This window comes from Paenibacillus lutimineralis, assembly GCF_003991425.1.
Classification (GTDB): domain Bacteria; phylum Bacillota; class Bacilli; order Paenibacillales; family Paenibacillaceae; genus Fontibacillus; species Fontibacillus lutimineralis.
Genome location: NZ_CP034346.1, coordinates 1,771,904 through 1,788,280, shown reverse-complemented (window position 1 = coordinate 1,788,280; position 16,377 = coordinate 1,771,904). Strand labels below are relative to the sequence as shown.

Annotated in this window: 10 protein-coding genes; 1 reads left to right on the top strand and 9 read right to left on the bottom strand. The window is 45.4% G+C overall.

Features of this window, described 5'->3' with window-relative positions; translation table 11 throughout:
• Window positions 1-157 precede the first annotated feature (157 nt).
• The 6 genes from EI981_RS29455 to EI981_RS07310 form a co-directional block, all read right to left on the bottom strand.
• Window positions 158-439, bottom strand: coding sequence for a hypothetical protein (locus tag EI981_RS29455; protein ID WP_227011744.1), 282 nt, complete (start codon window positions 437-439; stop codon window positions 158-160).
• Window positions 440-481: 42 nt separating this feature from the next.
• Entirely contained in the window at window positions 482-2,287 is a 1,806-nt protein-coding gene (gene ltrA, locus EI981_RS07330) for a group II intron reverse transcriptase/maturase (RefSeq protein ID WP_126996818.1), read from the bottom strand.
• 677 nt (window positions 2,288-2,964) lie between these two features.
• Complete coding sequence (locus EI981_RS07325) at window positions 2,965-5,136, bottom strand: DUF5704 domain-containing protein (RefSeq protein ID WP_162616123.1); 2,172 nt, start codon at window positions 5,134-5,136, stop codon at window positions 2,965-2,967.
• A gap of 143 nt (window positions 5,137-5,279) precedes the next feature.
• Complete coding sequence (locus tag EI981_RS07320) at window positions 5,280-6,491, bottom strand: S-layer homology domain-containing protein (RefSeq protein ID WP_126996814.1); 1,212 nt, start codon at window positions 6,489-6,491, stop codon at window positions 5,280-5,282.
• 199 nt (window positions 6,492-6,690) lie between these two features.
• Entirely contained in the window at window positions 6,691-7,635 is a 945-nt protein-coding gene (locus EI981_RS07315; RefSeq protein WP_162616122.1) for a phosphotransferase family protein, read from the bottom strand.
• 123 nt (window positions 7,636-7,758) lie between these two features.
• Entirely contained in the window at window positions 7,759-9,786 is a 2,028-nt protein-coding gene (locus EI981_RS07310; protein ID WP_126996810.1) for a beta-galactosidase, read from the bottom strand.
• A gap of 136 nt (window positions 9,787-9,922) precedes the next feature.
• Between EI981_RS07310 and EI981_RS07305 the strand changes: the two genes are divergently transcribed.
• Window positions 9,923-10,777 (top strand): AraC family transcriptional regulator, encoded by an 855-nt coding sequence (locus tag EI981_RS07305; RefSeq protein WP_126996808.1) that lies wholly within the window; start codon window positions 9,923-9,925, stop codon window positions 10,775-10,777.
• Between the two features lie 273 nt (window positions 10,778-11,050).
• Here EI981_RS07305 and EI981_RS07300 read toward each other — a convergent pair whose 3' ends face one another.
• The 3 genes from EI981_RS07300 to EI981_RS07290 form a co-directional block, all read right to left on the bottom strand.
• On the bottom strand, window positions 11,051-13,528 hold the full coding sequence (locus tag EI981_RS07300) for a glycoside hydrolase family 95 protein (RefSeq protein ID WP_227011743.1): 2,478 nt from the start codon (window positions 13,526-13,528) through the stop codon (window positions 11,051-11,053).
• A gap of 118 nt (window positions 13,529-13,646) precedes the next feature.
• Window positions 13,647-15,392, bottom strand: a complete 1,746-nt coding sequence (locus EI981_RS07295) for an ABC transporter substrate-binding protein (RefSeq protein ID WP_126996806.1) — start codon at window positions 15,390-15,392, stop codon at window positions 13,647-13,649.
• A gap of 81 nt (window positions 15,393-15,473) precedes the next feature.
• Complete coding sequence (locus tag EI981_RS07290; RefSeq protein WP_126996804.1) at window positions 15,474-16,376, bottom strand: carbohydrate ABC transporter permease; 903 nt, start codon at window positions 16,374-16,376, stop codon at window positions 15,474-15,476.
• Window position 16,377: the final 1 nt, after the last annotated feature.

The following is a 16,377-nucleotide window of genomic DNA, read 5'->3' as shown; positions in this document are numbered from 1 at the left end:
CTTCTTTCTGCCGACTTCACCTAGCTTCATACCTCTTATTTCTGCTGAACAGGAGGCATGTAGGAGTCTCAACGGAACAGTTTCGGAAAACTTGGATTCCTCATTCCTGTCCTCAGATAGAAAGTTAGACTTTTGAAAGTCCTTGCATTTCCTGATTTTACTCAGTTATAGCAAAACAAGTCGCACACATATTGCCCTTCGTATTCAAATCAAACTTAAAATGATAGCCTGGTTTGATCACCGCATTTTTATAAATAGGATGACTCCCAGGGCGGATCGGTAGCGTATACCTCTCCGTATTGCCACGCGATGCCCCATCTATGCCGTTAAGTCCGACCCAGTAGGAGGCCCCTGTGCGCTCAGCTTTTCCTATCTCTGTCCGAAATACGCTTTGTAGTGATAGGTATGCCTTTGAGATAATCTCTGGCTTTTCCCCCACTCCACACCGTACGTGAGACTTTCACCTCATACGGCGTTCTATCTATTTGAACTCATAATTCATAGGTTCCAAGTTACACTTATTCCGATACTGGTTAATTTTGTTGACCATACTCTCAGTCAGGTCCAGTCTGGACGTGAGTGTTTCAATCGTCTCTGTATTAACGGCATGAATAAGTCTATGGACGTCTTTGTGTAGGATGCGTAAATTATTAAATTTATCGTCTCCGTTAAGATGAACCGGTAGATAGTGATGGCAGTGAACATCCTCTACGCATAAGAATGTTCCAGTGATTTCACACCTGCCCATTTTCATACTGTATCTACTAATCCGGTTATCTATATATTCAAGACTTCGACCAGGTATGATAGAATTCATTAGTTTCACGATCTCCATTTGTATATCTGGTCTAAGTTTCTTGTGTACCAGTTCCCTACCCTCATACGTAAACGGCGTTAGATTTTGACTGAAATTAAAATTATTTACCGTTTTTATGTCGCCTAAAGGATATAGGTATACACCACCTATTTTAAATGTTCTATATGTTCTCTTATAGAATTTTAAGTAAGTGAGTGGTGGTCTCACAGGACGTTCATATCGCATATTCTTGAGACGATTGTAAATGAAAGCACGTAGGTCATAGGCAAGTCGCGAGAGATCAACATTGACATGGGTTGCTTTACTAAAGTAATTGTGTGTTCCTAAAACAAAACTATTGAAGAGATAAGCGTTCAAGGCTATAGGATTCTTTTGTATTTTCCTGATGTGTTTCTTTGCCTCTTCTTTGATCTGAAGTTTTTTCTTGTTGTTAATACCTGTATACGCTACTCGTTTTTCCCCTTTTTTCGCCGCCCAGATCGTGAAGCCTAGAAATTCTGACTTTCGTTTTCTCAAGTTCACGATTTGCGATTTTTCAGGCGATATATCCAGTTTCAGACGATCTTTCAGATAGAGTCTTACGGCGTGGAACCACTTTTGTGCTGCTCTCCAATCACGGCAAAGAACTTTAAAATCATCTGCATAACGTACAATATAACCTTCTTTTAGGCCTGTTCTTTTGAGAGGTATAAATTTGCTGTAATCGTAGCTATATGAATGATTTGTTTTAAAGTTTTCCCATTGTCCAGCTACCCATTGATCGAGGTCATTTAGTACGATATTGGATAGCAGTGGAGATAAAATTCCGCCCTGTGGTGTTCCTTTTGAGGGAATTCCTTCGCCCTCAATTTCTGCCTTAAGCATCTTATTGATGATACGTAAGACTCTTCTGTCCCTTATGCCCATGTTCCATAGTTGTTTGATAAGTAGAGTATGGTTCACATTATCGAAGAATCCAGTTATGTCCACATCAACTACATAGTGTAGATTTACCTTATTAATAAGGGACTGCACTCTTGCTAGTGCATGGTGCGTTGACCGTAGTGGTCTAAATCCATAACTGTGCTTGAAGAAGTGTGCTTCAGCAATGGGTTCAAGCACTTGTTTGAAGCATTGTTGAATGATTCTATCGACGATACATGGGATACCTAGTGGTCTTTGTTTACCATTTGGTTTAGGAATAAATACTCGTCTAACTTTCTTGGGTTGATAGTTCAATAGTTTATGCTGAATGAGTGACACAATCTCTTCATCAGTTTGTACCTTAATATCGTCAATGGTCTTGCCGTCTGTTCCGGCAGTTTTGGAACCTTTGTTGGATTTGATTGTCCGAAAAGCTAGAAGGATGTTTTCCCTTGTTGTTATGATATCGTAGATGTTCGGAAACAATCCTTTATTCAAAGCTTTCTGGTGTAGTTCCGTAAAGGTCCCAGTCATGCCATAGTAATCCCAATATCGTAGTGTTTGCACTGTGGCATCTCTCCTTCCAGAAAGATGTTCCCACGTTCCTACCTGACCGGTGCAATTAACTTTTTGAAAAATGAATGTTTGTTCAAATAGACTTGGGGCTGTTCCTCCTTACCCATTACAGATAATTCATCAGTCGTGCCCCTACCCTCACAAAAGATAAATGCTTTTCAGCATATGCCTTATAGCAACCGTCTAGGATATGACAGTCCATATTGCGACGTTCTTTGTTTTCCAAGTCCCTTGCAACTTTAGCTATACATTCTGACCTTAGGTGCTACCTATGGGCCTGTGGGCTGGGTACCGCCATAGTTCGGTACAGCGAGTTTCCTAACTGGGATTCGTACTCATCGCCACCCACACTAACTTTTGTTAGCACATATGTTTCCATATGTTCTTACATCTAGACCCGTACATTCGGTAGTTCGTCAGTCCTTTTTAGACATTCTCACCGTAGTCAATTTTTCAGCCGCCCGGCATATCCGTTGGCATACCTTCTCTTAATGAGTGGCTTTAGCCTTCGTTCTGCCGACTCCACCTGTGCTTCGCACCCTGCAATCTGTCCATCGCAACGCACGCAGGAGTATTGTCGGGATGGTTTTGGAATACGTGGATCCCTCGTTCCCATCACTAAGTTGCAAAGTTAGGTTTGAATTACAAACCCCTACATTTCATGCAAGTCATGCATTTATAGTAGAACTTGTCGCACCCCAGTTGTAATCGGCAATATCCGTAACATGAAAATCGTACACGCGCCCAATTGCATCTACAGGTACCGTAGCATAGGCGATATGATGCGATAAATTCAGGTTCGCATTCGTCTCATGAGTGGCGCCGGCTGGAGCGTTATGGGCAATTGTTCGAAACTCCACATCGTAGAAGCCTTCATCCACCCATACCGGCAAATAAAAGGTAAAAGACTCTTGTGACTTTTCCACCTCAATCCAGGTGTTCTTAGGATAAAACTTCGTCTTCATCTCGTTGTACACATCAAATGGAAAACGAATCTGTTTACTTCCTATGTATTTTAAATAATTGCGATTCCCATACCCTAGATAATTGGCATGCTGCCCGCTATTCGGCATCTGTACCATAAAGAGACGCTCCAGAATGATCGCCGAACGGTTCAATGCCGGATTCGTCTTCTGGTTATGAGCCTTATCATCCGATACTCCTGGATAAATGACGACCGGTGTATGTACGGTAACCGGATTAATACCATAGATGGCAAAGTTCATCGTATCAGACCCATTAACTTGCTCATAAAAAATAGTCCCTGAACTAGGTTCATTAGCTTTATTTGTCTTGCTCATTGGAATTACGTTATTAGGACTATAGAGGACATTGTCTCCTGTCATTGGAGCTATGGGAATTGGTCTAGGTGTTGAACCGTGACTACTTGTGGTTGATCCGCTCATCAATGTCTGATTATAAAAAGTAAATGTATCATTGCTGACGTTAACATACACAGCCGATTCTGCAGCCGCCTGAGGATCTGCATCGAAATTGACAGTAATATCCTCAGGAACGGAAGACGGTTCATAACCTGCAGCCTGCGCTGTTGAATAATACGGAGCATTGTACCCACTCGGTTGAATCCGAATACCTCCACCGTCAAAAGCATAGTTCCACAGCGGGGATTCCTTAATTTGATAAACCTTGATGTCTTGAATCGTCCAGTAAGAATAGTCTTTTTCAACAGTGACCTGAACAGTAGTCCCTGACTCTTCGCCACCTTCCTCCGAATCTGCCCCAGGTGCAGGAGCTGGTTCACTCGGATCAGAAGGTGGGGGCATAACCGTCACATTCACTTCAAAAGTACACTTACCTACCATTTGTTGATACTCAAATTTACTTAGATAGTCTTTCGTCCATACATTACCGTATAAACTCTCTGTTGTAGGAATGCCGTCAAGGACATTGAAACGTTCATTTCCGCGGCTGTCCGCCTTGATAACGGCACTGACGTTAGGGTATAAGTCTTCACCAGACATGGACTGGCCAGGATCAGGATTTGAGCAATCTACACTTCCACCGTCACCACATCCAGGAGCGTTCGGATCTACTAGACATGGATTCGGTTCATCACCCACTGTAATGATAGCCGTGGACTTTAATTGGTAGGGCCCTTTTTTCCATTCCGCGCTTATTGTAGTCTTTCCGGTCTTCTTCGCAGTAACTTTACCTTTAGCATCAATCGTGGCTACACTCGGATCACTGGATTCCCACTTGGTCTCAGAAGCCGTAGTCACATTAACCCATTTATCATTCCAATCAGACATGCTATATTCCAAAGTTCTGACTTGAGCGATCATATCCTTCGTCTCATTCACCTTCAAAGCCGCAGACTCTAGTACACGGATTTGCTTCTTTTCTACGATAGTACCTTTGAATGTTACATTCATGTAAATCCAATAATGAGCAGTAAACTTAGGCTGTCTATCAGGACGGGTAGAATATTGAATTTTATCGGTATATTTCTGATCACTACCAGTTATTACTGTTATATTTGCGGTTTTTTCTCCTTTTTTGTAATCAGGCTGAGTTCCGACAGGCTCATAGGAATCCTCCCTCTTCCATTCCATTTCTTCTATTCCCAGATTTCGAATATATTGCTTCATATATGGATTACCAGTATCATCTAGCATTGAACTTGGTGCATATACTGTCATATCTAACTTTTCTGTCGTTTGTTTCGATTTAGGTACTGCATCCCATCCCTTACCGACAGTTGTTGTGGTAATAATTTGATTCTGAAACGTCGCACTCCATTCATCAGTATCAGATTGTACCCAAACAACTTTTGGTCTAGCCTCAGCTTTACCTGTAACATCCACTTCTAAAGTTTGCATATATGATGGTGGACTTATCTTATATCCCGAAGTAGGATAACCTTTTTCAAAAGCAGCGTCAGAGAAACCTGGGATAATATTTAATAGGAGTATAAGTATAACAAAGAAACTAATCCATTTTTTCATCATAAGAATACTCCAAATTAATTTTTAGTATTGATTCGAAGAATTGAATTATCGTCAGTTGTTAATTGATCTCCAGCCTTCTTGTACTCTAAAAATGTCTTAACCCATACAGTAACCCCTCCATTACTATCTTGATGATCCCGAAAGAACTGGTCTGTGTACATATTAGGTAAAGTTAAATAACCATATTTTTTTACAACATTCTCATTACCAATCCTACTTCCACTAACCACTCCATCACTTACACCACCTACATATTCACCCACTCTAAAATCCGTAGATTTAGGGTAAATCGTTATTTGAATAAATGCTCTGTAGATCCCTTTCTCATCAAGACGTTTGGAATAATCGGTCTCATCAATAAACATCGGAGCATAAATGCTCTCAATATTTTTGAAATCCTCAGAATCTACAACAATATAATTATGTAGCTTTAAACTTCCAGCTTTATTACGGAATGAATAACTCTTGTCCACTACATCATTAAAAGAAAAAGGGGCTGTAGTAAACGGACTAATCGTCTCCATATTCGTCCGCTCCGTGCCAACCTGGCGCAGCTCTTTTAACCCCAAGAATTCATCCGCCTTTTTGCCACTAACAGACTCATATCGTAATAGAATCGTAGAAGCTTCTGCGCGGGTTGCATTGCTATTAAGCCCGAATGTTCCGTCAGGGTAACCCCCGAGCAGCTTTGTCCCCATAGCTACCGCTACATAAGGAGCCTTTGATTCAGGAATGCCCGGCGTAAAATATTCTTTTACTGGAATTACTGTTGTCTTTGTATCTTCCAATGCCTGCTTATAATCCCCATCTATAGCAGCCAGGCCGGAGGTCATCCATTTGGCAATTTCAAATCGCGTAATTGGAGTGTTAGGTTTGAATCCATTTGAATAATCCTTAGGATCGATAAATCCTAAGGCTACCGCGCGATTAACCTCAGTTTCGCTCCAATGTCCAGATAGATCAGCGAAGACTTTCTCCGCTGTGTCCGTGGCCTCGGCCTTTGACAGCCGTGCTAATGTCGCAGCAAATTCGGCACGGGTCAGAGTAGCGTTCGGTTTAAATGTACCGTCGGCATATCCTTTGAAATATCCTTTACCCGTTGCGGATTCTATCGCACTTTTAGCCCAGTGATCTGCTTTAACATCCTTGAAGCCACCAGCCGCATTAACCGACGCAGGCATACATCCAATTGCTCCACTCAACAGAATGGGTAACCATTTCTTCATCACCAATCACTCTCCTAATCTTCTTTTTCAAAAGTAATTACTTGCTACTATGAATTTCTAGCCAAACCCAATAAGCCCATCCACGACCTATTTATGTAACAAAAAAGCACACTCCTATTAAACATAAGTAGAAGTGTGCCTCGCCGATTCCAGTATATAACAATTATGGGTATTTAGTAAATAGAAAACTTAACCGAATCTACTTGTCTTCGCTTCTAGTGAATCCATCCCAGGTCTTCTGCAGAAGATTGGCAACCCATTCGATATGCCTCTGATCCTCGTATTTTCGGTAAGCACATTCAATATGTAGAATGAGAACCAAATACAAATCATAGATTTGGCTCCGAGTCTTCTCTGACGGGGTTAATTGCTCAATACCGTAGCCCCGTAAAAAAGCTGCGGATTGGCCCGATACCGCTCGAAAGTTATATTCTAGCAAATAGTCGCCCCAGAGTGCCCGCTCACAATCAATCAAGCCTGTAATGCAGCCATCCTGGATAAATACATTGCCATCCCACAAATCCCAATGCACCAGACAAGGCTTCTTAACCTCTGCCAAACTCTCCTGTGCTTGATCAAGCACTGACCAGATCTCATCCTCTGTCATGGGCAAGTCCACCCCAGTATCACGGGCATCCGCTAGAATTCCATCGAACATGGATCTTAACACATCCGGCCATTCCGTCCCCTGCTGCTCTCGCAGAGCATAGTAGCCGAATCGTTCCCCCTCGATATCGTTAATTAAGCGATTAAGACGGCCCAGTTCAGCCTCAATCGCCTCCCTCTCTTCCTGAGGCAGGGATTTCTTCACCTTAACGAAGGTTTCGCCAGACATATATTCCATAATAAAATACTCCAGATTCGTCTGTTCGCCACTGTAGTAATACACCTCGGGAACCGGAATATCTCCACACTCCCGCAATAGGCGAAGTACCTCCACCTCACAGCGCATCATTCCTTTTTCATAGCGCATTGACTGTATGGAAGAATCGGGGGCAACCTTGAGTACAACCTTCATTCCATCGCTTAGGGTTAATGTGTACGCCGTGTTATACATTCCATCTGTTAACTCTTCCGCATAAGCTATACTTTTAGTGCCTGCAAATGCTGTCCTGATAGCCTGATTAAGTTCACTTCGTGCCATAGTTCTCCGAATTGCATTCTCCAACTTCATCCCCCCCCTATAGATTAAGCCACTCGCAGGATGACGAGTGGCTTATCGGTGTATACGAATAATACTTCTTTCTTATAGATTTTTCAATATATTTTAGCGTTGCTCCAATATTCTGACGCCTCGGCCTGGAACAACAATCCTGCCGCTCACACTCTCAGTAGTTAGTAGATCCACAGTTTCCTTATTACCAAGATCCACCTCGACATCCGATGCGTTATGGTTCAACAAGAACAGATAGGAGACGCCATCATTCACACGCCGAGTCGTCTCAATCCCTGCAGGAGCATTCAGAAGCGGCTCAATGCCCTTCTCCGCACACAAATTAGCCAGGAATCCTTTTAGAAACGCAGCTTCCGGACTGCTTGCTACATAATAAGCTTTGCCCTTGCCATATTTATTTACGGTCAGAACCGGCATGCCTTGATAGAAGTCCGAACCATACTCGGCCAAGACCTTGGCCCCCTCTGAATGAATCAAATCACAGAGCAAGCCGCATTCATACTCACCCTGCAGTTCTCCCCAAGTCTGCTTCATCACGATCTGATTATGCTGATCCTGGAACAAAGCATCAATCTCTTCTGCCCAGATACCAAGTAAAGGACGCAGTTCCCCAGGATAACCACCAAGCGTAACCAAATCATTTTCGTTCACGATTCCACTGAAGAATGTAGTTACAAAGGTGCCTCCGGCGGCTACATAATCCTCTATTTTCTCGGCAAAATCTTCCTTCACCATATACATCACTGGGGCGATTACGATATCGTACTTGCTCAGATCTTCATTAACACCTGCCATATCTACTTCAATATTCATCTCAAAAAGAGCGTCATAATACTTATGGACTTCCTTCACATAATCGAGAGCTACGGATGGCCCGCTCGACAACCCGACCGCCCAACGGTTCTCCCAATCGAACAGAATCGCAACCTTGGCATGAGCCCGAGCATTCAATAGCTTATCAGACAATACATGCAATTCCTGCCCAAGCTCTGCGCACTCGCGGAAGACCCGGGTATGCTCATGACCGACATGCTCAATGACCGCTCCATGGTATTTCTCGCAGGCTCCTATCGAGCGGCGCAGTTGGAAGAACATCACTGTATCTGCACCGTGCGCGACAGCCTGATAGCTCCAGAGACGCATTACGCCTGGCCGCTTCAGAGAGTTGTACGCCTGCCAGTTCTGCTGGCTCGGTGTCTGCTCCATCAGCATGAACGGCTGACCGCTCTTTAATCCGCGCATCAAATCATGCGTCATCGCCGTATAGCTGACTGGGGTATCAAGAGCGGGGTAGTTATCCCAAGAGATTACATCCAGATACTCGGCCCATTTAAAATAATCAAGTTCGGGATACAATCCCATCATGTTCGTCGTTACTGGAATATCCGGTGTATATTTCTTAATCTCCTCATACTCAAGCTTATAGGCATCCAGCAGACTATCCGATTGGAAACGTCGGTAATCCAGTGAAATCCCTTGGAAATTCGTCCGATTTCCATCCCATTCCTCACTCAGTTCGTTCGGTGGAACGACTTCATCCCAATCATAGAAGGTATGTCCCCAGAACCTGGTATTCCAGGCATGATTCAATCGATCCATCGTTCCATAGCGCTCTTTGAGCCAGACACGGAAGGCTTTTGCACAGTTATCGCAATAACAGTAACCGCCATATTCATTAGAGACATGCCACACGAGCAGTCCCGGGTGATCCTTATAACGCTCAGCCAATTTCCCAGCCATAAGGGCTGCATATTTGCGGTAAGTAGGCGAATTAGGGCAAGAATTATGTCGTCCACCAAATCTACGCTTTCTTCCCTGCGCATCTACTCTTGTTACATCTGGATACTTCTTGGCCATCCATGCCGGATGAGCAGCGGTGCTCGTTGCCAGACATACATATACCCCGCTCTTGTACAAGCGGTCCATTGTCGCATCAAGGGCTGAGAAATCATAGGTGACTTCGTCCGGTTGAAGCATCGCCCACGAGAATACATTGATGGTTGCCACATCGATCCCCGCCAGCTTGAACATGCGCTCGTCCTCTTTCCAGGTCTCCGGGTCCCATTGCTCAGGATTATAATCTCCGCCGTACCAAATCTTTGGAAGCTTGTTATTGATCATTTCAAGCACATCCTTTATCCAGAAATATAATTATATTTCAATTGTACCGTTATTACTTTCCGCTTTATATATAATATAATTGTAACCAAATATAATAATATGGAACTATAAGAACTTGTTAAAGCGAGGTAACTTTATGAATAGACCTTCATGGCTTGCTGATGAACCTGCCTGGCAGAGATTCGTCTTCGCCCCATCTGGAAATCTGCAGCTTCCGCTCCAAGTCGAGAGCGTCGGATGTAATCCCAATCAAGAGAAAATCAACCGTCCGGAAGGCTACCCTTGCTATCATTGGCTGCAAACAGAGGCAGGCGAAGGCGTACTATCTTATGGCCAAGGCAGTTTCACACTGACTCACGGCAGCGGCGTGTTGCTTCCGCCCGGCATTCCGCATGCCTATGAATCGATGGGTGATGCTAAATGGGCCACCTTCTACTTAACTTTTGGCGGGGAAGCAGCTGGAGCCATTCTGTCCGCCTACGGTATCCGTGAATCGAACTTTTTTCGTTGGGAGAAGGATTCCCCACTGGCCTATTTCCTCGGTGAAATGATCGAGAATATTGGGACAGGCCCTGATTTATTCGGTTTGGAGGCTTCCGTGAATGCCTATCGCTTCCTCGGTCTGCTCAGTAAATTCGGACAGGTCAGCAATTCGTCCGTGACACGCAATATGGAGAAGCTGGCTCCTCTGCTCAGGTGGATGGAGATTAATTATAGCAATGCCGATATCGGGCTGAATGATCTGGCCCATGTGCTGGATGTGTCAGGGCGTCATTTAAGCCAGCTGTTCCAAAATACTTTTGATCTCTCGCCTTACGCCTATTTAGTGCAAATGAGAATTCATAAAGCCAAAGAGAAGCTAGCCGCGGATTCCATGCAAACCGTCGCAGAAATCGCTCATCATACCGGATTCCGCGATGCCAGCCATTTTATCGCTACATTTCGCAAGCATACTGGCATGACACCACAGCAATTTCGCAGGCTCCACTAGCCCCACCGATGCAAAAAGGCAGGATAATCCGATGAGCTTTATCCTGCCTTACTCTGCCTTACTCTTTTCTAAGAAGAACGCCATAACAGCAATAACTGTATTTCCTACAGCTAAATTTCAACTTACCAGGCAAATGTAGAAATTAATCGCATTTTGTACAGTTAATTTCTCGTTCAATCAGCAAAGAGATCAAACCAGCGAATTTAACTGTAGTTTTTACAACTGAATTTTCCCGTTCTGAATTGACTAGCGGAATAGCTGTAGTATTTACAATTAACTACCACACTTCACCAAATAACGCGTGCCCGCTTCAAACCAAACACGCTCGCCGTCTTTCCTCGTCTCTCCATCCCGACTTGAAATGCTTAAACGCTCGCCATAGCTTACCTTGCACCAGCCCGATTCAGCCGCAAGGATGGAGGCAACGCTTAGCTTGCCATTCTCCCAAGTAATATCAACCGTGAAATTCCCTCTTGCTTTAAGGCCTGCCACACGCCCTGAAGACCAAGCTGCGGGCAGCGCCGGCAACAAATCTATTCTTCCCTGATGACTTTGCAGTAGCATCTCGGCAGTGCCAGCCGTTCCTCCAAAGTTGCCATCGATTTGAAATGGAGGATGGGCATCAAATAAATTAGGATAGGTCGAGTGTGACAGTAATGTCCTGACATAATGATAGGCCTCATTCCCGTCTCTTAACCTCGCGTATAGGTTAATTAACCAGGCGCAGCTCCATCCGGTATGCCCGCCTCCATTCGCAATTCGGTAATCAAGCGAGCGACGCGCTGCTTCAGCCCATTCCGGAGTGCCATCTGGAGTTATTGCTGAACCTGGGTACAGACCATACAGATGAGATACATGTCGATGCCCCAGTTCACTCTCAGCATAAGGACTGATCCATTCCAGTAATCGTCCGTCTGCCCCAATCTGAGGCCTAGCCATTCTTTCTATCGTATCTTTTAGGCGCTCCACCCACGCTTCATCCACTACAAGAAGCTGCGCGGCCTCGATGCAATGCCCAAACAGCTCGCGAATCAAGAACAGATCCATCGTTGACGCATACGAGACACTGCAAGGCTCCCCGCTCTCCGTCAGGAACATATTCTCGGGAGAAGTCGAAGGGGCTGTAACCAGCGAACCGTCCGGTCCCGGAACGAGCCAATCGATACAGAACTCGGCAGCTCCTTTTAGTACAGGATAGGCCGTCTCCTTCAGATAGGCTTTATCCAGAGTATAAGCATAGTGCTCCCACAAATGACGACTAAGCCATACTCCACCCATCGGCCAGCAGGCCCAGCTGGCACTTCCATCTGAAGGCGTCGTTACTCGCCATAAATCTACATTGTGGTGAGCCGTCCAACCATTGCAGCCATAGTGTATCCTTGCGGTACGGGCCCCAGCTTCGCTGATCTCTTGCACCATATTGATCAATGGTTCATGGCACTCGCTCAAATTGCATACTTCGGCAGGCCAATAGTTCATTTCCGTATTAATATTCGTCGTATAATTGCTATTCCAGGGTGGCTGCATATGTGGATTCCAGATCCCCTGCAAATTAGCCGGCTGCGTCCCTGGCCTGGAACTAGCCATTAATAAATAACGTCCATAGTGAAAATATAACGCCTCGAGGTCCGGGTCACTCTCTCCTGCTTGGTACGCAGTCAACCGTTCATCTGTTGGTTTTGATGGGGCTAATGCCATCATCCCCTTATCCATTACTGGAACAGTCTGCCTATCCGGAGCATCCTCAGCCAGTGACGCTGACTCCTGATCTTTCCCTAATTCCAGCTCCACCCGGCGGAACAACTCTCTATGCTCCTCAAGATGTCTGCTGCGTAGATCAGTATCAAGGAGTGCTAATGCCGATTGCATCACAGAGTTGCAACACTCCTTCGGTGTTAAGCTTGCTCCTTGCCCCTGCCCAGGCATCACATCATAGCCTTGGTAATCAGTAGTTGCTGCCAATAGAAGCGTGATGCTCCGTGCATCCTCTATTCGCAGTTTATGATCATCTGTAGCCATAAGTCTGCCTGCTTCATGCCTGACACTGACCTGTGCAGCGAAGCTTAATCCACGACCTTCCTCATATAGAACAGACTGCGGATGGTCTCCCCTATGATTGTCTGCAATATGGCTTGGACATGAGCCACGCATCATAAGACATTCATCTTTTTCAGTTACTTCTATTAAATGCTTAAGCGGTGAGTCCAGCGATACGGTAATTGAGAGCGGAGAGTGGTCTTCGGAGTCTATATGTACAACTAATATCTGATCAACGGCGCTGACATACACTTTGCGAGTAATCGTTGTTCCCCCGCTTCGAAAGCGAACGGAGGCCGTTCCCGTATCCAGATTCAATTCACGCTCATAGTCCGTCATTTCTCCAATGCCAAGATGATCGATCCGCAGATTTCCGAGCGGTAAATAGGCTTCCGACCGCGGGCCGAGCATGCCTTTCTCTACTAAAGCCTCAGCTTCTTTATTTTTCCCGGAAAATATAAGCTCTCTAACCGTCTGCAAATGCCGCAGTGCTTCATAATTTTGCGGATCACGCGGATATCCAGACCATAACGTGTCCTCATTCAAACAAATAAGCTCACTTTGCCCCCCGCCATGAACCATGCCACCGATCCGTCCATTTCCGACCGGCAAAGCTTCCTCCCAACAGGAAGCTGGCTGCTTATACCATAATTTCCATGAAGTCTCTCTGTCACTGTTTACCGTCAACACGGTCACCGCCCTCATTGTTTTCATCAACAGCTAGTCCGTATTTAATTCTTCATGCCATCACAGATCCCTGTAGAAAAGACCTCACCCTCCACAAAAACGTGGAATTTGAGGTCCTTTCTCGCATTTTATAGGCGTTGAACTACTATTGAATATCTTTACCTGTAAAGAGGGCAACCCGTGCTTTTACAAGCTCCGTATACTCGGCCTCCATCTTCTTGGCTCCCGCCTTATCTAAATCGGCAAGGAAATCATCGTAGATTTTATCGAAGTCCGTTGTCTTGGCCAGAACAGCCTCCGGGATTTTCTTACGGATAATGTCCTGCGTCTTCTGATAGATCACTTGATAGTCGCCATCTGTAGGAACTGGCATGTTGTACAAGGCGCCCCATTCCTTGGCTGGGAAGTCACTCTCCTGCGGGAAGAGGTCCTTCCAGGTTGTTGCTTGATAAGCGGCCAGAGTCTCCTTCTCAGCTGCGGTATATCCAGCGATAATCTGTTCCGGGAAGTTGGTGGTATAATAATTGCCGGTTGAATCCTTCACCCCGTCGCCATAACGTCCACCCAAGGTCAAGTATAAACCGATCCCCGACTCCTTCGTAAAGTTCGTCGAATCATTCACTTTGCGTTCTTGAATTTCCGTCGGAATCTCACGCGTTCCATTCCCATCAACCGTATAATGCTTGCCGTCAATCCCCCAGTTCCGAAGCACCTGACCTTCATCAGAAGACATCCAGTCGAGGAACTGAATCGCCCTGACAGGATCCTTACAAGCCGTTGTAATCGCAATTCCGTAGCCGTCAACTCCAGCGGACTGGAAGGAATGATCCTTATACTCTTCGGTCAGTGTGACCGGGAAGTGCGCATAGGTGTATGCATCCTTGCCCGCTGTCTTGAGCGCATTTTCTGCATCCTGATAGCCCCATTCCTGGTCGATCAGACCGAGTACACGGCCGCTGGCGATTTTCGCTTTGTACTGATCATCCTTCTGTACAAACGTATCCTTATCCAGCAATCCTTCATTGTACATATGGTTCAACCAGCGGAAATATTCCTTCTCCTCCGAACGCTTATAGTGAAGCATCGCTTCATAGGTTTCAGGGTTGACATAGTACTCGCCATCATCTGGTGCACCTGTGGCCAGGAATGCCGGGTTCGTCACGCTGATCATAATTCTCCAATCATCGGCATTCAACGTGAGCGGAATCGTCGGCTGACCGTCTGTCGTTGGGTGCTTCTCCACATATTGCTTCAGTACATTTTCAAAATCCTGAACCGTGCGAACCTGCGGATAACCGAGTTCTTTAAGCACACGCTGCTGAATTTCGAATCCACCGCCGGCATCGAAATACTGCTGATCCACGCCGACATTCGTAGGAAGCTCATAGATCGCTTGATCTTCATTGCTGTACTTCAATCGGTTCATATTTTCACTATAAATTTTCTTAATATTCGGCGCATGCTGATCAATTAAATCCGTTAGATCGATAATAAGACCTGCATCCACCAATTTGGACAAGCTGCCCTTGGCAAAAATAATATCCGGTACCTCTCCGCTCGCCGCCATCATCGCGACCTTCTGATCTCCGCCGCCGCTGCCCACATCGTACTCGGCATTGATCGTAACCCCGGTCTTCTCCGTAATCAATTTGCCGACATCATCTTGCATATTGTTCCAGTTCGGGCTCGCGTCGGCACCGAAGAAGGTGAAGGTAATCGGGCTGGTGTCCATGGCATTTTCGGTATTTTGCGCCGCATTAGTCCCTCCATTATTGCCCGCATTATCAGGTGCTTTGCTATTGTTATTACTTCCGGAATTACCGCAGCCGCCGATCAGCAGCGTAGTCGCCAGCAGAAGCGCCGCGAACATTTTAGGACTTCTCCATCTCATTTCTGCAATCCCCCTCTTAGAAATTAGAAGTTATATCGTATAACAGGCTTCCGCCTGCAAATACCGCTTCACTATCACGAATCAAGCTTTAACCGCACCCAATGTCATACCGTCTACAAAATAACGCTGCAGAAACGGATATACGACCAGAATCGGAACGGTAACGACAATCGTAATCGCCATCTTGATTGATTCAGGCGATACCTGGGCCATCTGATTGGCGAGATCATTGGCATTAACCATGCTCGCCCCCTGATTGGTGCTCTGCAGAATCTTCATCAGCTCATATTGCAGCGTCGTTAGATGAGGCTTATTTCCGTTGTACAGATAAGTATCGAACCAGGAGTTCCATTGGCCTACCGCCAAGAACAGTGAGATCGTTGCTAATACTGGCTTGCATAATGGGAGGATGACCTTGTAGTAAATTTTAAAGTCATTGGCCCCATCCAATTTGGCTGATTCTTGCAATGCATAAGGTAGACCATCGATGAAAGAACGGATGATGAATACGTTAAATGCACTAACGATCCCAGGCAGAATATAGATCCAGAACGTCCCGATCAGATGCAGATGACGCATCAGCATATAGGTCGGAACCATGCCGCCGGAGAAATACATCGTCAGGGCCAGGAAGACCGAGACGAATCTACGTGCCTTGAAGTCAGGACGACTCAGCGTGTAAGCCAGCATAGAAGAGCTAATCAGTCCGAGCAACGTGCCTAATAATGTCCTCAATATCGTAATCAGGAAGCCCTGCTTCAAGCTGGAGTAGCTGAATATCGTGCGGTAATTCTCTAGCGTAAATTCCCGTGGCCATAAATAGATCCCGCCCCGAACGGTGTCGGTAGAATCATTTAGTGATATAGCAAGCACATTTAGAAATGGATATAACGTAATCATCAACACGAGACCTAGAATAACTACATTAATAATGTCAAAGATTTTATCCGATCTTGTGGAATTAAATGCTCTTGTCGCAGCCATT